This window comes from Massilia frigida (assembly GCF_011682175.1).
GTDB classification, from domain to species: Bacteria; Pseudomonadota; Gammaproteobacteria; order Burkholderiales; family Burkholderiaceae_D; genus Telluria_A; species Telluria_A frigida.
The window spans coordinates 1-25504 of record NZ_WHJG01000029.1 but is presented as its reverse complement, the minus strand read 5'-3'; the positions used below and the strand labels follow the sequence as shown (position 1 = coordinate 25504).

The 25504-nt window shown below is 61.8% G+C and carries 12 protein-coding genes; 8 read left to right on the top strand and 4 right to left on the bottom strand.

All coding sequences use genetic code 11. The annotated features are described in order from the left end of the window. The first annotated feature begins 346 nt into the window (after nt 1-346). From F2P44_RS23590 to F2P44_RS23565, 6 genes are all read left to right on the top strand, one after another. Nucleotides 347-1000: a CDP-alcohol phosphatidyltransferase family protein gene (locus tag F2P44_RS23590; RefSeq protein ID WP_167089900.1), complete on the top strand. Its 654-nt coding sequence runs from the start codon at nt 347-349 to the stop codon at nt 998-1000. Then, complete coding sequence (locus tag F2P44_RS23585) at nt 997-1608, top strand: lysophospholipid acyltransferase family protein (protein ID WP_167089898.1); 612 nt, start codon at nt 997-999, stop codon at nt 1606-1608. Before F2P44_RS23590 ends, F2P44_RS23585 begins: the two co-directional genes overlap by 4 nt. 10 nt (nt 1609-1618) lie before the next feature. Then, entirely contained in the window at nt 1619-2551 is a 933-nt protein-coding gene (locus F2P44_RS23580; RefSeq protein WP_167089896.1) for a phosphatidate cytidylyltransferase, read from the top strand. A 230-nt stretch (nt 2552-2781) separates the two neighbouring features. Continuing rightward, nucleotides 2782-5928, top strand: coding sequence for a pullulanase-type alpha-1,6-glucosidase (gene pulA / locus F2P44_RS23575; protein ID WP_167089894.1), 3147 nt, complete (start codon nt 2782-2784; stop codon nt 5926-5928). 199 nt (nt 5929-6127) lie between these two features. After that, nucleotides 6128-8767 (top strand): TonB-dependent receptor, encoded by a 2640-nt coding sequence (locus F2P44_RS23570; RefSeq protein ID WP_167089892.1) that lies wholly within the window; start codon nt 6128-6130, stop codon nt 8765-8767. Between the two features lie 328 nt (nt 8768-9095). Continuing rightward, nucleotides 9096-10526 carry an aldehyde dehydrogenase family protein gene (locus tag F2P44_RS23565; RefSeq protein WP_167089889.1) on the top strand — a complete coding sequence of 477 codons (1431 nt, stop codon included), beginning with the start codon at nt 9096-9098 and terminating at the stop codon, nt 10524-10526. 25 nt (nt 10527-10551) lie between these two features. Here the strand turns inward: F2P44_RS23565 and F2P44_RS35175 are convergent, their stop codons facing one another. From F2P44_RS35175 to ahpC, 3 genes are all read right to left on the bottom strand, one after another. Beyond that, entirely contained in the window at nt 10552-11151 is a 600-nt protein-coding gene (locus tag F2P44_RS35175) for a PEP-CTERM sorting domain-containing protein (protein WP_223165092.1), read from the bottom strand. Between the two features lie 297 nt (nt 11152-11448). Continuing rightward, on the bottom strand, nt 11449-13050 hold the full coding sequence (gene ahpF / locus F2P44_RS23555) for an alkyl hydroperoxide reductase subunit F (RefSeq protein WP_167089887.1): 1602 nt from the start codon (nt 13048-13050) through the stop codon (nt 11449-11451). A gap of 108 nt (nt 13051-13158) precedes the next feature. After that, the gene (gene ahpC / locus F2P44_RS23550; protein ID WP_167089885.1) at nt 13159-13722 is read right to left on the bottom strand and encodes an alkyl hydroperoxide reductase subunit C; all 564 of its coding nucleotides are present in this window, start codon (nt 13720-13722) and stop codon (nt 13159-13161) included. A 229-nt stretch (nt 13723-13951) separates the two neighbouring features. Between ahpC and F2P44_RS23545 the strand changes: the two genes are divergently transcribed. Continuing rightward, nucleotides 13952-14245, top strand: coding sequence for a nucleotidyltransferase family protein (locus F2P44_RS23545; RefSeq protein ID WP_167089883.1), 294 nt, complete (start codon nt 13952-13954; stop codon nt 14243-14245). Then, nucleotides 14242-14601 (top strand): HepT-like ribonuclease domain-containing protein, encoded by a 360-nt coding sequence (locus F2P44_RS23540; RefSeq protein ID WP_167089881.1) that lies wholly within the window; start codon nt 14242-14244, stop codon nt 14599-14601. The genes F2P44_RS23545 and F2P44_RS23540 overlap by 4 nt, the downstream gene beginning before the upstream one ends. Nucleotides 14602-14766: 165 nt before the next feature. On the opposite strand, the gene F2P44_RS36430 is transcribed toward F2P44_RS23540, so the two are convergent. After that, nucleotides 14767-25185, bottom strand: a complete 10419-nt coding sequence (locus tag F2P44_RS36430; protein WP_187363406.1) for a putative Ig domain-containing protein — start codon at nt 25183-25185, stop codon at nt 14767-14769. Nucleotides 25186-25504: the final 319 nt, after the last annotated feature.

Sequence of the window (25504 nt, the reverse complement as noted above, 5' to 3'; positions counted from 1 at the left end):
CTCTGATTAGAAATTATTTCAAACGAGCAACTGGCCCAGCGCGGATAAATCCTCACGCAGCGAACTTCGCCCCTCTGGGGCGGGCTCCCGATCAACCAGATCAACGACACGTCCGACTAATTTGATGTATTTGATGCAGCAGTGCAATTAATTGCTAATCAGAGGTCAGACCCCGGTTGTGTCTAGCTAAGCCTGACGCTGGGTTTATGATGCAACACCGCAATTAATTGCTAGTCAGAGCTCTGACCCCGGTTGTGCATGAATTGCACAAAGCAAAAATATTAACGTTGATAGACAGTTAAATAACAACTACACTAGGGCGCCTTTACTTCCAATAATAGATGCCATGACGCAACACGATGAATCGGACCGCAGGCCCATTACCGTCCGCGATGCCGGCTGGGCACGGCGGATTGCACGATTGCTGGCCGGCAAAGGCATCAGCCCGAATCAGATTTCCGTTCTGAGCATCGTCTTTGCCGCCCTCGGCGCCGCCGCACTCATCCGTGGCGGCCTCTTCATGCAGAATGCCGCCCCGTTCCTGGTCGCCGCCGCGCTGTGCATCCAGGGCCGCCTCTTGTGCAATCTGTTCGATGGCATGGTGGCGGTCGAGTACAACAAGGCCACGCCGCTCGGCCCCGTGTTCAACGAATTCCCCGACCGTATCGCCGATTCCCTGCTGCTGGTGGCCGCCGGCTATGCGGCCGGCGATCCCGTGCTCGGCTGGCTGGCAGCCCTGGCCGCCGCCCTGACCGCGTACGTGCGCGTGTACGGCGCTTCCTGCGGCCTCGGCCACGATTTCCGCGGCCCCATGGCCAAGCAGCACCGGATGGCCGTCCTCACCGTGGCTTGCCTGGCCGCCGCTGCCGTGCCGGTGCTTCCGCTCGGCTACCCGACCATGGGCGTGGCGATGGCCATCATCGCCCTGTTAAGCCTGGTCACCTGCGTGACCCGCACGCTGGCCCTGTGCCGCCAGCTCGAACAGAAAGCCAGGCAGTGAACCCCTTCTTCCGCATACAGCGCGACGCCTTGCTCGGCCTGCAGCGACTGATCGTGGGCGGCGCCGCCTTTTACGACGTGCCTCCCGTCCATCCCTGCGTATTTTTCGCCAATCACACCAGCCATCTGGATACCACGGGCCTGCTGGCCGCCATCCCGCCGGCCATGCGCGACCGCACGCGCCCGGTTGCCGGCGCCGATTACTGGGACAAGACGGCGCTGCGCCGCTACATCGCGCACCGCTTGCTCAATGTGGTGCTGGTCGACCGCGCCAAGGGCGGCGCCGACGCATTGGTGCCGCTGTCCCAGGCGCTCGACCAGCAGGATTCGCTGATCGTGTTCCCCGAGGGCACGCGCAAGGATGCGACCTTGCCGGGCGAGTTCAAATCGGGGCTATACCACTTGAGCAAGGATCGGCCGACCCTGGCCCTGGTGCCGGTGTACCAGCAAAACCTGCACCGCGCCCTGCCCAAGGGCGCCCCGCTGCCGCTGCCGCTGCTGTGCCGCTCGCACTTCGGCGCGCCGCTGTACAACGACCGCGGCGAGGACAAGGACGCCTTCCTCGCCCGCATGCACCAGGCCGTGTGCGACCTGGCCGATACTTTCTGAGACGCCCCCGATGACTCCCCAATTCATACTCACCGGCCAGATCCTGCTGGCGATCCTGGTGGTCGCCTCCAGCGTCGGCTTCGTGCTCCGCCTCAAAAATCCCGGCAGCGCGACCATCGTCAACCTGAACGCCCGCATCAACGCGTGGTGGGTCATGGCCGGCGTGCTGTTTTCGGCGCTGGTCCTGGGCCGCTATGTGACGATCGTGGTGTTCGGCTTCTCCTCGCTGATGGCGCTGCGCGAATTCCTCACCCTCACGCCGACCCGCAAGAGCGATTACTGGCCGCTGTTCATCGCCTTCTTCATCGCCCTGCCAGCCCAGTACTGGCTGCTGTGGACCCAGTGGTACGGCTTGTTCGCGATCATGATCCCGGTGTATATCTTCTTCCTGATCTCGGCCGCCAGCGCGATCAGCCAGGATACCGAGGACTTCCTGTCGCGCAATGCGCGCATCGTGTTCGCGGTGATGATCTGCGTGTACGGCGTCAGCCACGCGCCGGCGCTGCTGATGCTCGACATCCCGAGCTTCGAAGGCCACAACGCCCAGTTGCTGTTCTTCTTCGTCTTCATCGTGCAGATCAGCGATGTGCTGCAGTACGTCTTCGGCAAGCTGTTCGGCAAGCACAAGCTGGTGCCCAAGCTGAGCCCGAACAAGACCTGGGAAGGCTTGATCGGCGGCGGCCTGGCGACGATGGGGATCGGCGCCCTGCTGGCCTTCGTCACGCCGTTCACGCCCCTGCAGGCGGCCGGCATGGCCGCGCTGATCGTCATCGGCGGCGTCATGGGCGGCCTGGTCATGTCGGGCGTGAAGCGCTCGCTCGGGGCCAAGGACTGGGGCACGGGCATCGCCGGCCACGGCGGCTACATGGACCGCCTCGACTCGCTCGGTTTCGCCGCCCCGGTCTTCTTCCACATCGTGCGCTGGATCTGGGCCCTGCCCTGAGCTGTTCGTAGCACAAGTACCTCCCGCCCCGCCTTCCCATCCTTACAAAACAGCCATCCCGCCCCGCCCTCACCGGCGGCGGCGGCCGGCGTTCGCCTTGATTTTCTTATAACTCCAGAAAAGATGTGTAGTAATATTACATCGGCTTCAGCCTCTCGCCAGCGGCGCCACAAAAACGATGTACCAAGCACAAGGGCGCCGCTGCACATCCCCCTCTTCAGGAGTTGCACATGCATTCTCTAGGTAGTATTACTTCACGCCTCACATCGCCATATCAGCGCCTGCTCAGCGCGAGCTTGTGCGCCAGCCTGCTGGCCGCCTGTGGCGGTTCCGATTCCACCAGCGCCCCCGAAACCCCGACAATGATGTCGGAGTCGGTCCAGCGCGCATCGGTCGCAGTCGCTGCCGTGGCACCCGGCACCATCCGCATGCACTACCGGCGCGCCCAACGCGACGAAGCCCAGTGGGGCGTATATTCCTGGTCCGGCCCGGCCAAGCCCAGCGTGGAATGGATCAAGGACCGCTTCATGCTGGCCGCCAGCGACAGCTACGGCGGCTATGTCGACATTCCGGTCGACGCCACCAAACCCAAAATCGACTTCCTGCTCACCAACGGCAGCGGCAACAAGAACTGCGCCAGCGACCAGGCCGGCGATTTTGCGGCGGACATCGCCACCCGCGGCCAGGAAGTCTGGCTGCTCGAAGGCGACTGCAAGGTCTACGCCAGCGCCCCGGCGATCAGCTTCGGCAACCTGGCCAACGCCGCCGCGCACTGGCTCTCGCCCGATACCGTGGTGTGGCCGGGCACGCCGGCCGGTGGCAGCTACAAGCTGTTTTACGCGGCCAACGGCGGCTTGGGTTCCGCGCCGGGCGGCGTTACCGGCGCCGATGGCAGCATTGAGCTGCGCGTGGCCGGCGCCCTGACGCCGACGCTGCAAACGAAGTATCCGCACCTGGCCGCATCCACCGCGTTGACGCTATCGGGCGCCGACGTGGCCGGCCTGCCCGCCAAAGTCAGCGGCCAGTTCGCCATCGCCCAGTTCGACGCGGCGGGCAAGCTGGTACAGGTCACGTCGCTGCAAACGAGCGGCCTGCTCGACGCCCTGTTCGCCCCGGCCGCCGCCAACAGCGCGCTCGGCGCCACCTTCAACCGGGCCGGCGTGCCGACCTTCCGCGTGTGGGCGCCGACCGCCAAGTCGGTCGCGCTCAATGTGTACGCGAACGCCGGCACGGCCAGCGCCAGCAGCGTGCCGATGACGCGCGACGCCGCCAGCGGCGTGTGGCACTACACGGCCCCCAACGCCGCCTGGACCAATCGCGCCTACTACACCTACACGGTCAATGTGCTGTCGCGCTGGGCCAATAACACGGTGGTGAGCAACGTGGTCACCGATCCGTATTCATTGAGCCTGAACGCCAACGGCCAGCGCAGTTTCATCGCGAACCTCGACAGCGCCGCGCTCAAACCGTTCGGCTGGGACTATCATCCGATTCCACGCCTGGAGCATCCGACCGATATCTCCCTGTACGAACTGCAGGTGCGCGATTTCAGCGCCAGCGACATGACGGTGCCGGCCAGCCATCGCGGCAAGTTCCTCGCATTCACCGATGTGCACTCGAACGGCATGCGCCACCTGCGCGCATTGCAGCGCGCCGGCATGAGCCACATCCACCTGCTGCCAAGTTTCGACATCGCCAGCGTCAATGAAACCGGCTGCGCCACGCCCACAATTCCGGCGGCCGCGTCCAATTCGGAGGCGCAGCAAGCCGCCGTGGCGGCCGCCGGCGACAGCGACTGCTTCAACTGGGGCTACGATCCGGTCCACTACAGCGCGCCCGATGGCAGCTTCGCGACCGACGCCAGCGATGGCGCGGTGCGCGTGCGCGAGTTCCGCGCAATGGTCAAGTCGCTGCACGAACAAGGCTTGCGCGTGACGATGGACGTGGTCTACAACCACACCAGCGGCTCGCAGCAAGGCCCGCTGTCGGTGCTCGACAAGATCGTGCCGGCCTATTACTATCGCCTCAACCCGAGCGGCGCCATCACCAACGACAGCTGCTGCGCCGACACCGCCGCCGAAAACGCGATGATGGCCAAGCTGATGACCGACTCCGTCGTCACCTGGGCCACCGACTACAAGGTCGACAGCTTCCGCTTCGACATCATGGGCATGGCGCCGCTGTCGGTCATCACCAGGCTGAAAGCGACCGTCGACCGCGCCGCCCAGCGCGACATCTACCTATATGGCGAAGCCTGGAACTTCGGCGTGGTCGGCAACGACGCGCGCTTCGTGCAGGCGCGCCAGGCCAATATGTTCGGCAGCGGCGTCGGCTCGTTCAACGACCGCCTGCGCGATGCCGTGCGGGGCGGCGGCTGCTGCGATGGCGGGGCGGACCTGATCAGCCAGCAGGGCTTCATCAATGGCGCTTTTTATGACCCGAATGCGGCCAGCACCCAAACCAAGGACGACCTGCTGCGCCTGGGCGACTTGATCAAGGTGGGCTTGTCGGGCACCTTGCGCGACTACAGCTTCATCGACCGCACGGGCGTCGTGCGCAAGAATGCGGAGATCGATTATTTCGGGCAAAAGGCCGGGTTTGCGGCCAGTCCGGCCGAGACCATCAACTACGTCGAAGCGCATGACAACCAGACCCTGTTCGACCTGAACGCCTTCAAGCTGCCGCAGGCGACCAGCCTGGCCGACCGCGTGCGCGTGCAGAACCTGGGCGCGGCGATCAACATGCTGTCACAGGGCGTGCCGTTCTTCCACGCGGGGCAGGAGATCCTGCGTTCGAAGTCGCTCGACCGCGACAGCTACAACGCGGGCGACTGGTTCAACCGTCTCGACTTTTCATACCAGTCGAATAACTTCGGCGTCGGTTTGCCGATGGCCGGCGTGAACAAGGCCAACTGGGAATTCATGTCCCCGATCCTGGCCAATGCGCTGATCAAGCCCGATACGGCGGCAATTGTATCGGCGCGCGATTACTTCCTCGACCTGCTGGAAATACGCAAGGACACCACCCTGTTCCGCTTGCGCAGCGCCAGGGATGTAAGCGAGCGGCTCAGGTTCCACAACGTCGGGCCGCAGCAGATCGCCGGCTTGATCGCGATGAGCATCGACGGGCGGCGCTATCCGGGCGCGAAATACGGCGGCGTGGCGACCTTCTTCAACGTCGACAAGGTCGCCAAGACCATCACGATCGATGAACTCAAGGGACGCAGGCTAGCCGTGCACAAGGTGCAGCGCAAGTCGGACAATGACCGTCTCGCCAGGACGGCGACGTACGAGCGCACCAGCGGCACTTTCACCATCCCGCCACGCACGACAGTGGTGTTCGTGGAGAATGGCCCGTTCTGGCAAAACGACGACTAGGCCGGCTGACGATGTTGCTTAGCCGGGGTCTGACCCCTTAGCCGGGGTCAGACCCCGGTCAAGCAGCACATGAAATCCGTGCTGCCGATACCAAGATCGGTATCGGCAGCGGCAAAAACATGATTGGAGCAATTTCTGCGTGTCCCCTATGATTCGGGCAAATAAGAGCATTTAGCTCAATAACAATCATCGGAGACCCATGAATAATCGCGCCCTCGCCTGCGGCCGCGCCCGCACGGCCCGTCCCATCGTCCTCAAATCCCTGGTCGCGTCCCTGCTCGGCGCCGGCATGCTGAGCCACGTCTCGGTAGCCGCCCAGGAAGCCCTTCCCATTCCCGCCGATACGGCCGTCGTTACCGTCAGCGGCGTGCGTAAAGCAGCGCAAAGCGCGCAGACGATCAAGAAGAACGCCGACCAGGTGGTCGATTCCATCGTCGCCGACGATATCGGCAAGTTCCCCGACAAGAACGTGGCCGAAATCCTGCAGCGCGTCACTGGCGTGCAAGTCACGCGCGGCGGCGGCGAAGCCGGCACCGTGATCATCCGCGGCTTGGGCGGCGTGGTCGCCCTCCTCAATGGCCGCGAATTTTTTTCCGACACCGGCCGCAGCCTGTACCTGTCGGACGTGCCGGCCTCCATGCTGCAACGCATCGACGTCTACAAGACCCAGGGCGGCGACCTGCCCGAAGGCGGCACCGCCGGCGTGATCGACGTGCGCACCAACCGCCCGTTCGACTTCAAGGGCAGGCAGGTCAACCTGAATGCGCGCGTGGAGAACCGCGACAAGGCCAAGACCAATAATCCCGACCTGAGCGCGATGGTCAGCGACCGCTGGAAGACCGGTATCGGCGAGATTGGCGCGCTGGTCGGCCTGTCGTACCAGCGCGGGCGCTACCACGATGAAGTGGCATTCGCCGGCTTTCCGATCCCGATCGATAATGGCGTGACCGGCGCCGAGAACTTCGGCCGCTTCATGGGGAACGGCGACCGCAAGCGCGAGGCGGGCAATTTTGCGCTGCAATGGCGTCCGAGTCCGGCCGTGGAAGTGTTCGCGGAAGGCTTCCGCACGAATATCGATCACCGCTTCCAGAACAATTTCATGATCGGTTTCCCGCCGCACTTCGCCGGCGCGACCATCACGAGCAAGCCGGGCACGAACAATCTCGACACCATCACGCGCCTGAACCAGGATGCGCCAGGCTTCTCGTCGACCCAGGCTTACCAGCACGATGTGAGCAACGAGCAGGTGGCCGTGGGCGCGCGCTGGGATGCCACGCCGGCCCTGCGCTTGACCACCGAAGTGGCGCGCACCGCCAGCTACTTCAAGGAGCGGCGCGTGATTTTCGACTTCGATTACACGGCGCGCGGCTTCGTGGGCGCGGTGCGCTCGGGCGGCGGCTACCTGGACTTCCCGGGCACGAACATGGAAGACCCGGACGACGCAAATTTTCGCGTACGCGGCGGCACCGACATCGCCAACGCGCGCCAGGGCACCTCGAACGACTGGCGCGGCGATGTGGTCTACGACGCCAGCGAGAATGGCGTGCTCAGTTTTGTGAAGGAACTGGCCGGCGGCGTGCGCCTGGCCGAGCGCAAGGCGTCCTCGCGCGGCATCCGCGACATGTGGTACGCGAATAGTCCGCAAAATGGCGTACCGGCCAGCAGCTTTCCTGGCTTGTGGACGCGGTCGGCACCGACCGGCGGCAATTACGGCGTGAACCGCTACGTGGTGGCCGACCATAACTACATCCTCGATCATACCGACGTCGTGCGCACCATCCTGACCGGCTCGCCCACGCAGCTGGAAGACAATCCGCTGTCGTACTACAGCGACGTGGAGCGCACCTCGGCCTTGTACGCGAAGGCCAAGTTCGGCTTCCACATGGGCGTGCCGATCAGCGGCGTGGTGGGCGCGCGCGTGGTGCGCACCGAGCAGACGCTCAAGGGCAATTCGTCGATCGTCGGCGTGATCGCGCCGGTGTCGGTCGATACCAGCCGCACCGATGTGCTGCCTAGCCTGGCGCTGCGCGCGGATCTGGCGCCGACCCTGGTGGCGCGCCTGATTAGTGGCCGCGCGGTCGAGCGGCCGGCGTTTGCCGACTACAATCCCGCGCTGCGGCTGACCGAAGGGGTGGCGGCGACGCCGACCTCGTCGGGCATCGTCGGCACCGGCGCGGCGGGCAATCCGAATCTGCGGCCGACCAGGTCGGACAATATCGACGTGGCGCTGGAGTGGTATTTTGCGCCGACGGGTTCGTTGACCGGGACCATTTTCCAGCACAAGTTCACCGACCGCTCGGTGGAAAAGGCGGCGCGCGAAATCATCAACGGCCGCGAGTACGATGTGACGCGCCGCTACAACCTGAGCAAGGCCAATCTGGAAGGCGTCGAGTTGAGCTACCGGCAATTCTACGACTTCCTGCCGGGGATGCTGAGCGGGCTGGGGCTGGAGGCGAACTTCACCTACATCACCGGCAAGCAGACCAATCCGGACGGACGCGAGTCGACCTTCCTGGGGATGTCGAAAACCTCGTATAACCTGGTGGGGCTGTACGAGAAGGAGGCGTGGTCGGCGCGCCTGGCATACAACTGGCGCTCGAAGTTCATGGCGGAGGAACGCTATCGGGGCAATGACAAGCTGGACTTGTATGTGGCACCGCTGCGCTCGCTCGACGGGTCGCTGTCGTACCGGATCAACAAGCAGCTGACCGTGACCCTGGATGGGAACAATCTGCTGGACCAGCCGTATCACGATTATTTCAACAAGGACCCGGGCCTGGTGCGCGACACGCGCCGTTACGACCGGGCGGTGGGCCTGGCGCTGCATTACAAGTATTAAGTCCCCCGTCGTTCCCGGCCTTGGCGGCCCCCTTGGCGGGAACGCATGCGTTCCCCCCAATTTCGTACCGTAACTGGCGGCTCGACAAACTTGGGTTGCCGTGGAGGCGCCTGGCCCTGCGCGGGAAGTCGGTTCTGCCAATGGCAGGAACGACGGGGAAGGTGGAACAACGGCTTACAGGTTACAGAAACGCACCAAGCACGCCGCAATCGGCACAATCCCCCACCATCGAGCGCCTCCCTTCGACAGCATTCCCCCCGCAATGGTAAGCTCTTGTTTTTTGACAAACACGCATCGCGATCCCCTGCGAACCACGTAGAAAGCTTCCATGAAACAGAACTATATCAACGGCGCCTGGGTCGACGGCGCTTCGTCGTCCGCCAACATCAATCCCTCGAACACGACCGACATCATCGGCCACTACGCCCAGGCCGACGCCCAGCAAGCCGAGCTGGCGATCGCCGCCGCCGCTGCCGCCGCACCGGGCTGGGCCCTGTCGAACATCCAGATGCGCGCCGATGCGCTCGACAAGATCGGCAGCGAAATCCTGGCCCGTAAAGAAGAGCTCGGCACCCTGCTCTCGCGCGAAGAAGGCAAGACCCGTCCGGAAGGCATCGGCGAAGTCGCCCGCGCCGGCGCCATCTTCAAATTCTTCGCCCAGGAATGCCTGCGCCTGCGCGGCGACAAGCTGCCGTCCGTGCGCCCCAACCTCGACGTGGAAGTCACGCGCGAGCCGGTCGGCGTGGTCGGCATCATCGCGCCGTGGAACTTCCCAATTGCCATCCCATCCTGGAAAATCGCACCGGCGCTGGCCTACGGCAACTGCGTGCTGATCAAGCCGGCCGAACTGGTGCCCGCCAGCGTCTGGGCCCTGACCGACATCATCAGCCGCGCCGGCCTGCCGCCGGGCGTGTTCAACCTGGTGATGGGCCGCGGCAGCGTGGTCGGCCAGGCATTCCTGAATGACCGCCGGGTCAACGCAATCAGCTTCACCGGTTCGGCCGCGACCGGTGCCAAGGTGGCGTCCGCCGCCATCGGCCGCATGGCCAAGGTGCAGATCGAAATGGGCGGCAAGAATCCGCTGATCGTCCTCAACGACGCCGACCTCGCCACCGCCGTCAACTGCGCGGTGCAGGGTTCGTTCTTCTCGACCGGCCAGCGCTGCACGGCGTCGAGCCGCCTGATCGTCGAAAAAGGCATCTACCCGGCATTCGTGGCCGCCATGCGCGACAAGCTGGCCACATTGAAAGTCGGCGACGCCCTCGGCGACGGCATCGACATCGGCCCGGTGGTCGACCAGAGCCAGCTCGACCAGGACATGGAGTACATCGGCATTGGCCGCGAAGAAGGCGCCACCCTGGCCTTCGGCGGCGAGCGCGTGGAATGCGCGACGCCGGGCTTCTTCCTGCGCCCGACCCTGTTCACCGATTGCAGCAACGACATGCGCATCAGCCGCGAGGAAATCTTTGGCCCGGTCGGCATGGTGATTCCGGCCGACAGCTACGAGCATGCGCTGGCGATGGCCAATGATACCGAGTTCGGCCTGGCCAGCGGCATCGTTACCACCTCGCTCAAGTACGCCACCCACTTCAAGCGCCACGCCGAAGCGGGCATGGTGATGGTCAATGTGCCGACCGCGGGTGTCGACTACCACGTGCCGTTCGGCGGACGCAAAGGGTCGAGCTACGGTTCGCGCGAACAGGGCACGTACGCGGCCGAGTTCTTCACCACCGTCAAGACCGCCTACTGCGGCGTGTAAGGACCTGCTGCGCTGCCCTCGCCGCTCACCGGGCGAATGGCAGCGCGGCAGCACCGTGCCGCTCGCTGCTCGACACCGTCCGGTTGGCGCCCACGCCAGCGGCGCGGCGCGCGGCAAAGCCGACCATGCACAGGCCAAGGAGCAGCACCGCATAGGTGTCGGGCTCGGGCACGGCACTGGCCGGATCGAGCCGCAAGGTGCCGCACTGGCCGCCCCTGCAGCCGCTGGCGGCGATCTGCTGCCAGTCGTTGCTGGCGCGTGCCTCCTGCAACAGCCAGCCGCAGGCGGGATCGATCAGCGTGGTCAGGTCGCGCAGGACGCCGTTTTCATACAGGAAAGCGCGCTGCACGCTCTCGCTGTTGCCTTCGCCAACGATCTGGCCCAGGTTATTGATGTCGAAGGCCATGCTGCCGCCCTCCTTGCCGCCCAGGGCGCCGAGCTCGCGCATGGTGCCGCTGGCGTCGGCATAGGCGCCAGGCACGTGACCGCTCAGCTTGATGTCGCGCGCGCTGCAGCCGGCGGCGCCGACCGTGGCGACGCTGTAGCGCGTCGCCGCCGGGGCTGCCAGCGGCAACGCGAGGGCGGCAATCAGGACCAGTCTGAAGCAATGCCTGGGGATGAGCATGGAGGACTCCTTGACTGAAATCGGATGGGTTCGATGAACGCGAACCTGGCCCGGGCATTGCGCCGTGACGCGCGCATGGCCCGCTTCAAGAATAGGCCGGTGCGTGCGGGCGCGTCTGCGCCATATCACGCTGCGGCGGCACGCACACAGCGTCCCGTTTGCGGAAAAAGCGGTGCGGCGGACAGTCGCATTTCCTGGGCAAAAGTTCATTGGCGCCGGGCAGCCCAGTTCGCAGGCGCAAAAAAACGCCCGGTTTCAAGCCGGGCGGTTTTTGTGTGAGGCGAAGCACTACTGCGATCAGGCTGCCAGCGCGACTTCCTCTTCATTGGCAACATTGCTCACCACCGGTTGACGAATCAGGTAGTCGAACGCGCTGAGTGCGGCTTTCGATCCTTCGCCCGCAGCAACGACGATCTGCTTGTACGGCACCGTGGTCACGTCGCCGGCGGCAAACACGCCCGGCACACTGGTGTGGCATTTGGCATCGACAACGATCTCGCCATACTTGCTCAGTTCCAAAGTCCCTTTCAGGAATTCGGTATTCGGCACCAGGCCGATTTGCACGAACACGCCTTCCAGCGCCACATGGTGATCCGCACCGGTGGTACGGTCCTTGTAGCCCAGGCCATTGACCTTTTGGCCGTCGCCGGTGATCTCGGTGGTTTGGGCGTTCACGTGGATGGTGACGTTGGACAGGCTCTTGAGCTTGTTGACCAGTACCGCATCGGCTTTCAGCGCATCGGCAAACTCGACCAGGGTCACGTGCTGGACGATACCGGCCAAGTCGATTGCCGCTTCCACGCCGGAGTTGCCACCGCCAATCACGGCCACGCGCTTGCCTTTGAACAAGGGCCCGTCGCAATGCGGGCAGTAGGCCACGCCCTTGTTCTTGTACTCGGCTTCACCAGGCACGTTCACATTGCGCCAGCGGGCGCCGGTCGAGACGATCACGCTGCGGGCCTTGAGCACGCCGCCGTTCTGCATGTGCACTTCGACCAGGCCGCCCGGCGTGGCGGCGGGAACGATGCGTTCGGCCCGCTGCAGGTTCATGATGTCGACTTCGTAGTGCCGTACCTGCGCCTCAAGCGCGGCGGCGAAGGTGGGGCCGTCCGTTGCCAGCACCGAGATATAGTTCTCGATGGCCATGGTGTCGTTGACCTGGCCGCCGAAGCGTTCCGCCGCCACGCCGACACGGATGCCTTTGCGGGCCGCGTACACCGCTGCCGCCGCGCCGGCCGGGCCGCCGCCGACGATCAGCATGTCGAAGGCGGACTTTTGATTGAGTTTCTTCGCTTCGCGTTCAGCCGAATTCACGTCGAGCTTGGCGACGAGTTCTTCCACGGTCATGTGACCGGATGTAAACATCGTGTCATTCTTGAAGACCATCGGGACCGCCATCACCTGGCGCGTCTCGACTTCCGACGGGAACAAGCCACCATCGATGATCACGGTGCGGATCTTCGGATTGAAGACCGCCATCAAGGTCGCTGCCTGCACCACGTCGGGGCAATTGTGGCAGGACAGGGACATGTAGACGTCGAAATCCATTGCTTCGTCGAGCGCCTTGATGGCCTCGATTACTTCGGGTTCCACTTTCGGCGGATGACCGCCGGTCCACAGCAGGGCCAGCACCAGCGAGGTGAATTCATGGCCAAGGGGAATGGCGGCGAAGCGCACGCCGTGGGTTTCGCCTTCGCGGGCGATCACGAACGAAGGCTTGCGGCTATCGGTGCCCGACTCGTCAACACTGACTTTATCGGACAGGCTGCTGATCTCGGCCAGCAGTTCCCGCAGTTCGGCACTTTTTTCGCTGTGATCGAGCGTTGCGATGAGACGAATCGGCGCACGCAGGTTCTGCAAATAGCCTTGCAACTGGGTTTTGAGGGTGGCGTCAAGCATGTTGATATCCGTAAGAAAGTGCCTTGAATTAAATCCGGGAACCGTCGGGCTGGTTCCCGGTGCAGGAAAGGCAGCGCAAGGCGCCGCGCCCTCCCTGTTTGCTGCTATTTAGATCTTGCCGACCAGGTCCAGCGATGGGGTCAGGGTCTTCGCGCCTTCATTCCACTTGGCCGGGCACACCTGGCCTGGGTTGGCGGCAACGAACTGGGCAGCCTTGAGCTTGCGCAGGGTTTCCTTGACATCGCGGGCGATGGCGTTGTCATGGATTTCCAGGGTCTTGATGACGCCTTCCGGATTGACGATGAAGGTGCCGCGCAGTGCCAGGCCTTCTTCTTCGATGTGCACGCCGAACGCGCGGGTCAGCGTGTGGGTTGGATCGCCCACCAGCGGGAACTTGGCCTGGCCGACGGCTGGCGAGGTTTCGTGCCAGACTTTGTGCGAGAAGTGGGTATCGGTGGTGACGATGTAGACTTCCGCGTTGGCTTTCTGGAATTCGGCGTAGTTCTGGGCCGCATCTTCGACTTCGGTCGGGCAGTTGAAGGTGAACGCGGCAGGCATGAAGATCACGACCGACCACTTGCCCTTCATCGACTCGTTCGAGACTTCAACAAATTTGCCGTTGTGGAAAGCTTGGGTTTTGAAAACCGGAATTTGCGTATTGATCAGCGACATGGGTATCCTCGTGCGTGAATTTTGTGGGTTAAGAAAAACTATCGAATGAGAAGCTCTCATTGGTTATTATGATACGACAAGATAGGCTGAGCACCTCATTGTTTGTATTAATGAGGGTCATTGGAATTTTGTTGGACAGCCGCCGACGAGCGGGCCGAATTCGCTTTTTCCCCGCCGTTGACGGCGCGGTTGCTCGCGTGCGCGCGCGGGTCCATGCTAGTATCGATCCATGAAACCGTCCCAGGCCCTCTCCCTGTATCGCGAAGAACTTCGTGCCCTTGCGCTGGAGCGTGGACTGGTGGAGGTGCGCGTGTTCGGTTCGACGGCGAGAGGCGACGATCGGGAAGATAGCGATCTTGATATTCTCTTAGTAGTCGATGCGAATGGGACTTTGTTTCCGGCGATGGGATTCATTCTGGAAGCGCAACGCAGGTTTCCCGCCGTTGCCATTGACGCAATTACGAACATCATGGCCAAGCCCGAGGTTTTGAACGCGGCAATGCGTGAAGGATTTTTGTTGTGAGCAGTCCCGTCGTCAAAGCGAAAGCCCGGATCGCGGATGCACTGAACGCCGTGGACTTGGTGGAACAGCGATTGAAAAATGTCTCACAAGCTACATTGGCTGGCGACAGCATTCTCCTTGACGCGTGCGCGTACAGGATTGGCGTCATCGGAGAAGCGATCAGCTATGCGAAAACATTTGCGCCAACTGTCTTCGTAAAAAACTCGCCGCGAAATTTTTCTTGGGACGAGGTCGCGGCACTACGAAACCACCTCTACCATGATTACAACATGGTCACTGCGCAGGCGGTGCTGATGTTCGCGAAATCGCTTGCCGAGCTAAGGCTCGCTTTGGCAAATGCGCAAGGCGCACTCTAGCCTTGGCCTATTCCGACGAGGTAGCGCTCTGAAGACCGGACCATGCTTTTCAATACCAATTCGACATGAACGCATTACTATAAGCAATCAAAAAAACCGCCTGGTGTGACCCAGGCGGCTTGCAGGGTGATGAAGCGCTTATCCCCCCTCTTGAACTACAGTCAATTACCCAAGCTGAGGCGACAGGTCGCGCAATGCCGAACCCGCCTGCAGCGGCTGCGCAGTGACACCAAACGCCGGGCTCGACAACAGAGCGCCGGCCGGCAGCATCGACATCGAGGTCAGATTGCCGTTCCTGGCGTACTGGTAAGCGAGGTCGCCGCCCAGTGCCGCCGCATCGCTGCCGCTCAGGTAAAAATTGAGCAAGGAGGTCGACAGGGCCCAACTCGTCAACGCCGGATTGGCAGTGCGGGCAGCATCAAACGCCCCGACCAGACCATCAAAGTTGAACTGCTCGACTTTCTTGTTGTTCAGCTTGTTGGCCGACGCAGCGTTGTAGTCGCTGCCGCCTTCAATCACCACCTGCAAATTGGCAACGCTGCGATTGGCGGGTGCCGCGTACCAATCCTTGAAGGTGATCTGTTCGGCAGCTCCGGTCACCAGCACCAGGTCGTTAGCGGTTTTCTTGAACAGCAAATCCGCGTACAGCACGCCCTTGCCCAGGGAAACGGTATTGTCCTTGCCAGTGCTGGCATTGACCACATCCTGCCCGTCCCCGCGGTTGAAGGCGATGATATCGGCCCCGTCGCCAGTGACGATCGCATCGTTGCCGGCGCCGCCGATCAACATCTCCTTGCCAGCGCCACCGGTGAGCGTGTCGTTGCCGGTGCCACCATCGAGCAGATTATTGCCGAGGGTGTCAGTGAGCGTATCGATGCCGGCACCGCCCTGAAGCAGGTCGTTGCCCGCATCACCGTTCAGCGCATTGTTGGCGCCATTGCCGACGAGCAGGTTGTTGATCGCGTTACCGCTGCCGCCAATCCCGTTCGCGCCTGTCAGGAACAGCGCTTCGATATTGGCGCCCAGGACACTGCTCACGCCGGATTTGACGGTATCGATGCCTTCGTTCGCCAGCTCGGCCACGGTATCGCCGGCATTGTCGACAATGTACGTGTCGTTGCCGGCCCCGCCGCTGAGTGCGTCCGCCCCGGCGCCACCATCGAGCAGGTTGTTGTTGGCATTTCCCTTGATTACGTTGTTACCGGCATTGCCCTTGCCATCGACCGCCAGGCTACCGGTCAGGGTCAGGTTGTCGAGGTAGGCGCCCAACTCGTAATTCAAGCCCGTCTGCACGGTGTCGACGCCGACGTAGTTGCCTTCGTTGACGATATCGCCAGCGTTGTCCACGATGTAGAGGTCGTTCCCGGAGCCACCGTTGAGGATATCGGCCCCGCTACCACCGTCGAGCGTGTTGTCGCCCGAGTTACCGGTCAACACATTGTTCAGCGCATTGCCGGTGGCATTGATCGGCGCCGTGCCCGTCAGGGTCAGTGCCTCGATGTTGTTGCCCAATACCGTGGTCAGGCCCGACTTGACCGTGTCGTTGCCTTCGTTGGCAGCTTCCACTGCCACGTCGGCCGCCTGATCGAACACATACACGTCGTCGCCCGCCCCGCCGCTCATGGTGTCGCTACCGAGGCCACCGTCCATGCTGTCGTTGCCCTCGCCGCCGTTGAGCTTATCGTTGCCGTCTAGGCCATTGAGGATATCGTTACCTGCACCACCGTTCAACTGGTCGGCACCGGCGGTGCCGGTCAGTGTCAGGTTTTTGACGCTGACGACCAGATCGAAGACATCGCTGGCGCTCAGATTGCCGGCATCGCGGGCGGTGACTTTCACGCTGAACGTTCCGGCAGCCGGCGCGGTGCCGCCAAATGCCCGCGTCGTGGCGTTGAACGACATCCAGCCAGGCAAAGGCGTGCCGTCGGCCATGGTGGCGCTGTAGCTGAGCACGGTTCCCGCATCCGGATCGGTGAACGCGCCAGCCGGCACCACATAACTGAATGCCGTACCCAGGGCGTTGGCCTGGTCAGCAAGCGCGGCCGCCAGGACCGGCGTGCGGTTGGCCGGGCTGACGACCAGCGGCAAGTCGATATAGCCTCGTCCGCCATGGTTGTCCGTTCCCCACAGCTTGACCGGAACCGAGCCCACGTCGGTGGCGGTGGGCGTGCCGCTGAAGGTCCGCGAGGCAGCATCGAACTTCAGCCATGCCGGCAAGGGCACGTCGTTGGCCAACGATGCGCTGTAGGCGAAGGTATCGAGCGGGTCCGGATCGACCATGGTATTGGCTGCGAGGGTGAAGGTGAGCGGCTTGCCCACCTCCGCCTTGAACGGCGCCACGGCCCCCGGGCCGCGTACAGGCACCTTGTTGGCGGTGCTGATATCGACCAGGGTTTGTATCTTGGCTTGATCCCATACGGCACCGCCGACAAACTCGACGCGCTCGATCTTGTTGTTAACGATCGCCCCATCCTTGCTCACGTCTGCAATGAAGTACTTGGAGAACGTCACTTGATCCGTGCTCCCCTTGATTTGCAGAAGCAGATTGTCGCCACTGCGTTGCGCAATGACGTCGGCTTCTGCGATGTCTTTGCCGAAGCGCAGCGTATCGATGGCGCCAAGCACATCGTCGTTGATGACCACGTCCTTGCCGTCGCCACGTTCGACGACATACACATCGTTGCCCGCGCCGCCGGACAGGGTATCGTCGCCGGCACCGCCAAGCAGTTGATCGTTGCCTGCAAGGCCGGACAGTGTGTTTTTCAGCGTATTGCCCTTGATGACGTTGTCCAGCGCGTTGCCAAAGCGCGAGAGCGCGCCGCCGGTCAGTGTCAGGTTCTCGATGCCATCAAACAAAACGGATTGGGAGCTGATACTTGTTTCGACCGTATCGTTACCGCTGTCATCGACAGCCACGTCGTCGATGTTGTCGATGACGTAGGTATCGTCGCCCCCGTGGCCGTAGAGATAATCCCTGCCGGCGCCACCGTCGAGGCGGTTATTGCCCTCATTTCCATGGATCGTATTGTCTGCCACATTGCCAGTGGCATCCATGTTTGCCGTTCCCAGCAATTCCAACGATTCCACATTGGCGGGCAATGTAAAGCTCGCGCTGGAATTGACCCTATCGTACCCGCCGCCAGGCAGTTCAACGACGATATCGAGCGTGCTGTCGGCCACGTAGTCGTCATTGCCGGTACCTCCGGCCATGGTGTCGGCGCCCATGCCGCCATCAAGCGTCTGGCTACCCAGCCCGGCGCTGATGTTATTGTTGAGGTTATTACCATTCAGAACGCTCTGCGTTCCTTCACCGCTGAACACGAGGTTGTCGACATTGGCTGGCAGTGTGTAGTCCGGCAGCGCTGTTCGCACGGTATCGATACCTTCGTTGACGTTCTCGATCACGGAATCGTCGCCATCATTGATGACATAGGTATCGTCGCCCGTGCCGCCTTCCAGGGTATCGCGGCCCAAACCACTTTCGAGGTCATCGTTGCCGCCGAGTCCCTTGATCAGGTCGTTGCCAACCCCGCCCTTCAAGGTATCGTTGCCGGCAGTGCCTGTGACGATGTTGTTGGCGCTGACGACAATATCGAACACATCCGATGCGGTTTTGCCACCCAGATCAGTTCCAGTGACTTTGACGCTCACCGTTCCGGCGGCGTTGGACAAGCCATTGAACTGACGGGTGACCGGATCGAAGGTCAGCCATGTCGGCAGCACGCCACCGGATGCGAGGGTTGCGCTGTACGCGACCACATCGCCTTTGTCGACGTCCGTGAACACGTCGCCCAGGGTGAACTGGAATGGCGTTCCTTGCGACGTGACGAGGTCGGGTATGGACGACTGGACCGTGGGTGCAATGCTCACGGGGCCAATGTTAATAAAAAATTGGCGCGCGGTGGTGGCGCCGTACAGGTCCGTGCCGAAGAGGTGGAACGCCACCGTGCCCTGGTCATTGGCTCCAGGAGTACCCCACAGCTTCATCGTGAGGGGATCAAATTTCAGCCATGCGGGCACCGCAGGGGCGCCAAGTATTGCGCCGACAGTAAAGGACAACACGTCATAATAATCCGGGTCGACGATCCGGTTCGTGGGCAACACCACGCTGAACGTACTGTTGACGTTGCCGTTCATGTCGAATGCCCAGTCGGATATGAGCGGTTTCGTGTTCGTGTGGGGAACCGCCATCTGGTCGATGACCGCCGTACTCCAACTGACGCCCTCGGCAAATTGCACCTGTTCGATCTTTCCAGTGCGTACCCCGTTGGCTTCCAGGAAATAATCCTCGACAAACAAGGTATCCTTGGAACTGCGGATGGTCAGCACCAGCTTGTTTTCCCAGCGCTCGACCAGCACATCGCTGGCCTGCACGTCGTCTGCGAAGCGGATGGTGTCGACCTTGCCGGGCGCCGTGTCGCTGGTGAAGATGAAATCCGGGCCGTCGCCGTGGCCGAACACGAAGGTATCATTGCCGGCGCCGCCCACCATGCGGTCGCGCCCCGCGCCGCCGTCGAGCACGTCGTCGCCGGCGCCGCCGTCAAGCGTGTCGTTGCCTGGTCCGCCGGACAGGCTGTCATTGCCCTGCATGCCAAGCAAGGTATCCTGGCCTTTGCGGCCGGTGATGACATCGTTGCCTGAAGTGCCGTCGAGCTTGTCGTCCAGGTCGGTGCCTTTGAGCACCTGTTGCAGGACCATGGCTTGGGTCCACAAGGTGCCGTCGGCAAAGGCGATCTGCTCGACCGCCAGATTCAGGTCGGTTCGTGCGCTGAAATAGCTCCAGATGGTGACCCCGTCACCACTGTTGCCGAAATTGAGGCGCAAGGTGGGGCCGTCGCGCACGGCCTCCACATCGGCCGGTGACAGACCGGCGCCGAATTCGAGCCGGTCGACGTCCGGTGTCGTGACGGCCGGGCTGACGTCGGAAATGGTATCTTTACCGTCGCCCTTGTTGAAGCGGTAGGTGTCCGCGCCGGCGCCGCCGATGAGGTCGTCGCTGCCGGTCCCGCCTGCGAGGGTATCGTTGCCGGCGCCCGCGTCGAGCCGGTCGTTGCCGGCGCCGCCGTCGAGCAGGTCGTTTCCATCGGTGCCGTACAGCTTGTCGTTACCGGCCGAGCCGACCAGCAAAAATGGCAGGATCTGGGCCAGGGTCCAGGTTGTGCCGTCGGCAAACTTGATGGCCTCGACCTGCGACAGTGCGAGCTCGTCAGCCTTGAAGTAGTTCAACACGCGCAAGCTGTCGCCGCTTGCCGGCAGGCTCAGTATCAGGTCGTTGTCCAAGCGCGTCGGCTTGACGTCGCCCACTGCGACCCCGGGCAGGAACTCGATGGTGTCAATGCCTGCCTGCGACGGCAGGTCCTGGTTGTCGATGGTATCGTTGCCGTAGCCTTTGCCGAAGACATAGGTATCCGCACCGCCTCCACCCTTGAGCAGATCGTTGCCGACTCCACCGTCGAGGCGGTCGTTGCCGAAGGCGCCGAGCAAAGTGTCGTTGCCGCCGAGGCCCTTGAGGCTATCGTGGCCCCAGCCGCCCTCTTTCACATCGGCGGCGTCGGTGCCGGCGTAGACCTGATTTGGGTCAATCATGATCGGAAGCAGCGCGGAAGCCGTTCCGCCGTTGATGTCGCTGGCCTTGACCAGCACCTTGTACTCGCCCACCGCTGGCGGCGTGCCCGACAAGGTGCGGGTGGCAGCGTCGAACTTCAGCCACGCCGGCAGCGCGCTGCCATCGGCCGCGGTGGCGGCATACGTCAGCACGTCGCCGGCATCGCCGTCCGTAAAACTCCCTTGCGGGATGGTAAATTTCAACGCTTCGTTTGCCGCCCCGCCTGGCAACTGGGACCAGGCACCAAACGTCGGTACGCGATTTTCAACATCGAGTTTCATCAGGGTTTGCGCACTCAGACCGTGCGCGTCAGTGGCCGTGATGGCCAGCACGAGCCGTTCGAGTGCAGTCGGGGTACCGCTCAGCACCCCTGTTTTGGCATTAAAGTTCAGCCAGGATGGCAGGCTCGCGCCCTTGTCCAAGGTCACACTGTAGGTCAGCGCATCACCGTCGGGGTCAGCAAACAAGCCGGCAGGCACCAGGTAGCTGAGCGGCGTACCACGCGATGCCTTCGCATCGGGCGGAGTCGATTTCGACTCCGGTTTGCGATTGGCTGCACCGACATCCACAGCAATACCGATTCCGGTGCCGGCACCATAATCGTCAGTCGCAAGCACCGTCAGCTCCAACCGACCGACGCTGGCGTCATCCGGTATGCCAGACAGCGTACGGGTCGCGGCATCGAATTTGAGCCATGCAGGCGCAGTCGGCTGGTCCCGCAGCGTGACAGTATAGTGGAGCGTGTCGTCCGCATCCGGATCGGTCAAATTGTTCGCAGCGAGAGCGTACCTGAACGCATCACCCGAACGCGCCTTGAGAAGTGGCACGCCAGGGCCAGCAACCGGGGATTGGTTATTTGCCTGACGAGCAAGGATGGCCGCGATCTTCTCCGGGGTCCAGACCACGCCATTGGCGAACTCGATGCGGTCGACCTTGCTATCGGACACGATTGTTCCCGCAATCGTATTAGCAGCAAAATAGTTTCTTAGGGAGACTTGATCGTTACTACCTTTGATAATCAAGACCAGATGATCCACGTCACGCGAAACGATGACATCCGTGTCCGCAATGTCCGCACTAAAACGCAGGGCGTCCAAAGCCTGTGGGATCACCAGATTGCCGGTATTGCGCAACAGATCGACGTTTTCGATGGTGTCTTTACCGTCGCCACGGTTAAACAGGTAGACATCGTTGCCGGCGCCACCATTGAGCACATCATCACCCGCTCCACCAAGGAGCTTGTTATCACTACCGTTGCCAACCACTTGATTTGCCAGCTCATTTCCCGTGCCATCAATGGCGCTGTTGCCCGTCAGTGTGAGGTTTTCGAGATTGTCACCAAGCTGGTAGCTGACGCTGCTGTTGACATTGTCGACACTCGTACCGGCTGCCACTACGACGGACGGATTACTGATCATCATCAACTTGCCTCCGATTTGATCCGGGCTGCTCCCTGATGACGATTGTTTGCCGGCAGCTACCGTTGACGGCGGCGCAGTTTCGCGGATGATATCGCCCTCGTTGTCGACGTTGTACACATCGTCGCCATCACCGCCATCGAGCACGTCGGCACCGGTGCCGCCATCAAGGATGTCGTTCCCGGCACCGCCCAGCAGCACGTCGTCACCGCCACCGCCGCCGAGCTGATCGTTACCATCTCCGCCGTCGAGGAAATCGTTGCCATTGGCCTCGATGGGCAGCACGCTCGCCTCATCGTCGCCGAGCAAAATGTCGTTGCCCGCGCCGCCGATCAGATTATCCTTGCCGCCCCCACCGATCAGTTGATCGTCGCCTTCGCCGCCGTCGATCATGTCGTCGCCCTGGAAGCTGCCTTCGAGAGCCGCGCTTCGCTCATCCCCGAACAGAACGTCTTTGCCGCTGCCGCCGCTCAGCGTGTCATCCCCGCCGCCGCCTTGGGCATAGTCGTCGCCATCTTCGCCGCCAAGATAGTCGTTCCCCCATACGACCGCGCCTTCGCCCGCCCCAACGCCGGACGCAGGAAGATCGCCATACAAGTTATCGTTGCCTGCGCCTCCGAACAAGGAATCGTTCTTCGCGCCGCCACTCAGATTATCGTCGCCATCCTCGCCATCGAGGTAGTCGTTGCCCTGGAACTCGACCTTGACGTGGCCCGCAGAGGAGGTGCTGTCGGCGGAATCGCCCCACATATTGTCGCTGCCGATGCCGCCGAACAAGACATCGTCACCACCGCCGCCGGTCAGGAAATCGTCGCCTTCCTCCCCATCGAGGTAGTCGTCGCCCCAGATCAGGGCATTGTCGCTGGGTGAGGTAAGATTGGCGGCGCTGGTATCGCCCCATAAACTGTCAGCGCCCGAGCCACCGTACAAGGTATCGTTCTTGCCACCGCCTTCTAGGTAATCGTTGCCACCCTCGCCGTCGAGGTAGTCTTCACCGTGGTATTGAGGCGCGGCGTACGATTTGTCATCAGTTTTTCCTGAGGTGTCACCGGAAATATTGTCGTTGCCGGCCCCCCCAAACACGACGTCGGAGCCGCCCTGCCCGGACAGGCGGTCGTTACCAGCCCCGCCATCGATAAAATCGTGGCCATGCATTGACGTCGGAAGGGTGGTAAAAAGATCCGGTGTGCTTATCCCATCGCCATCGATAGCATCGTCGCCATCGTTGCCTTCCATTACGTCATCGCCCGCGCGGCCGGAGATCCTGTCGTCACCCGTGCCGCCAAGTAGACGATCGGCGCCGTCGCTGCCAACTATGGCGTCATTGCCGGCACCGCCGTCAACATAGTCAGGATCGCTGCCGGAAGGATCGTTACTGCCGCTCCAAGTGGCTGTTTGGTTAGGTTCATCTCCCTTTGTCATATAAACGCCCCAACCCGCACCGGCAGCGATTGGCGTCGCGCCCTCAGGTGGAGTAAAGCTGTCATCCGGTCTTCTGCGACGGCCCACGTTTAGCGTTGACGCGCTTGAAATAAAGTCGTTTCCATTTCCGCCCACAATGCGATCACTGCCCGTTCCGCCGCCGAGCATGTCGTCACCATCGCCACCGTCGATATCGTCGGCATCTTTGCCGCCGTCAAGCGCGTCGTTGCCGCCAAAGCCGAAAATTTTGTCGCGCCCATTGCTGCCGTAGATAACATCGGAGAAATTCGGCTGCGCGATCGCATTGGTCAGCGTGCCGTTGGCCTGCCATATCGACGTCGACCAGTCATACAGATCTGTAGGACTGCTTGCTGCGGGGCTTTGATCGCCTTTGTAGGTCCGCGTGAGTTCGCCACTATCCTTCAAGGCGAGGTTGAAGGTGTTCGTCGTCGCAGTGCCATCCTTGCCGGTAACCATTGCCATCACAGTCGCATTGAGGTCGGCGCTCAATGCGCCATCCTGCACCAGTGCGAAGGAGACCTGCGTTTGTCCTTCCACCAAGGGAATGACCGCGCCGCTGGCTGGAACCGTGATGTCGCCAAGAATGGCTTTCAAGGTATCACCGGCGCCACCGATATTCAGGGTGACGCTCTGCCCTGCCTTGGCGGCCTGGTTCAGGTAGACCGTGAAGGTGCGCCCGGTGCCTTCCACCACATCGACGCTGGCGCCGGCCAGGCTGCCCGGATCGAACGTGGGCTGCCGCCAGAGGTTGTCGCCGCCGCCGACCTTGATTGCTGCCTTGACAGTGTTATCGAGCTGGATGCCCAGATAGCCGCCGGCCTGCGCCCTGGCGAGATCGAAATTGCCGATAGTAACGCTGTTCTTGCCGTCATCACCCTTGACGATGACCAGTTTCTTGCCTGTGCTGCTTTCGGGGTCGTCCAGCAACGATAGCGTGGCTGATACGCCGCCACCCATCTCGAAGCGCCACTGGTCGCGCTTGCCGTTGCCGACGCCTTTGCCAATGGTGACGCCATCGATCTGGACATGTCCCACCCCGCCGAGATCGTAAATAACGTCGTTGCCGTAGTCGCCGCTGAAGACGTAGGTGTCGTTACCTTCGCCGGCGTTTAACAGGTCGTTGCCGACGCCACCGTCAAGTTTGTCGTCGCCACTGCCACCGAGCAGCTTGTCCTTGCCGGTACCGCCGTTGAGAACGTCCGCGCCGTCATTGCCTTCAAGATGATCGTCACCCGCGCCGCCGTTGACGATGTCGGCACCGCCGCCGCCAAACAAGCTGTCGTCCCGTCCGCCCCCCGTGATATCAGATTCACTCTGATCGCTACCGAACACAACAAATTTTGCGGACGTGACATCTTCCTTGCGCCTAACGATCAATTTGCTTGCACGGTCAATCCAGACTATGCCGTCATTATCGTAACTGGTTGCCGACTTATCGGCAGCACTTTCCGCGCCGACGGTTAAATCATAGCGCCCATTTTTGATACTGTAATACAGTTTTCTTTTAGCCAGATCAGCACGTGTGTTGAGATACTCGTTGCTCAGACTCGCATCGCCATGAAGAAAATCCTTAGTTCCGAGTTGAAGATCCTTGTTGAATTTTTCAGCAAGCTCGGGATTGACTGCTTGCAGTTGCGCTAATGCCTTGTCGGCGCCAATAGACAAGGCGAAAGGCGTCAAGTACACGACACTGAGTAATGCACCGAAATCTTTTCTGGCATCGGACCCTGTCGTTTCCGGTCCGGAAAGCTGCATCTTGCCGAGCAATCCCTTGTAAGCGGTGCTATTCGTGACTGCGGTAAGGACTTCATAGAACTTCGTACGCCCCGTATACTCAGCCTCGTTTTCTTTTGCTTTGAAATCCAGTGTAGCCCATGTCCCTCCACTCGGGCTACCCAAGAGCTGGCGGTACTTGTCTTTTCCGAGGAACATGCCCGCGAGTGCATTCACAACATTTTCCAGTACATCGCCTTCCGCCGCGCCTTGACCACCACCAATAGCACCCCCACCTGCCACCGAGAGATTTGAGGCTGCCGTCAACACATCGCGCACAAGTCGGGTTGCTTTGTCACGAGTTCCGTCTGCGCTTGTCACAAGATTGAGCAGCGAGGCCTGCACGTTAAGTGAATCTACCAACAGTACGAGGCTGTGCGTGTCACCGAACGATTTTGTGTCGTAGCCACTCTGCAATAGCTGTACATAACCGTCGAGAAGAGTTGCCTTCAGTACATCCCATGGATAACCACCGCGGAATTCTGGCTGATCTTCGATGAAAACTGGTACGTGAGTCCCGAGATGCCACTGACTATTGAGCCTCTTGCAAAACTAGCGGAACGGATGAAAATTGCTTGGCAGCGCAAGCGAAAAGGTGGGGGTGGGCGCCCATTTCTGGCATGATTTAGTTTCTAACGCTTAATCAAAACGCCCACACCATGAA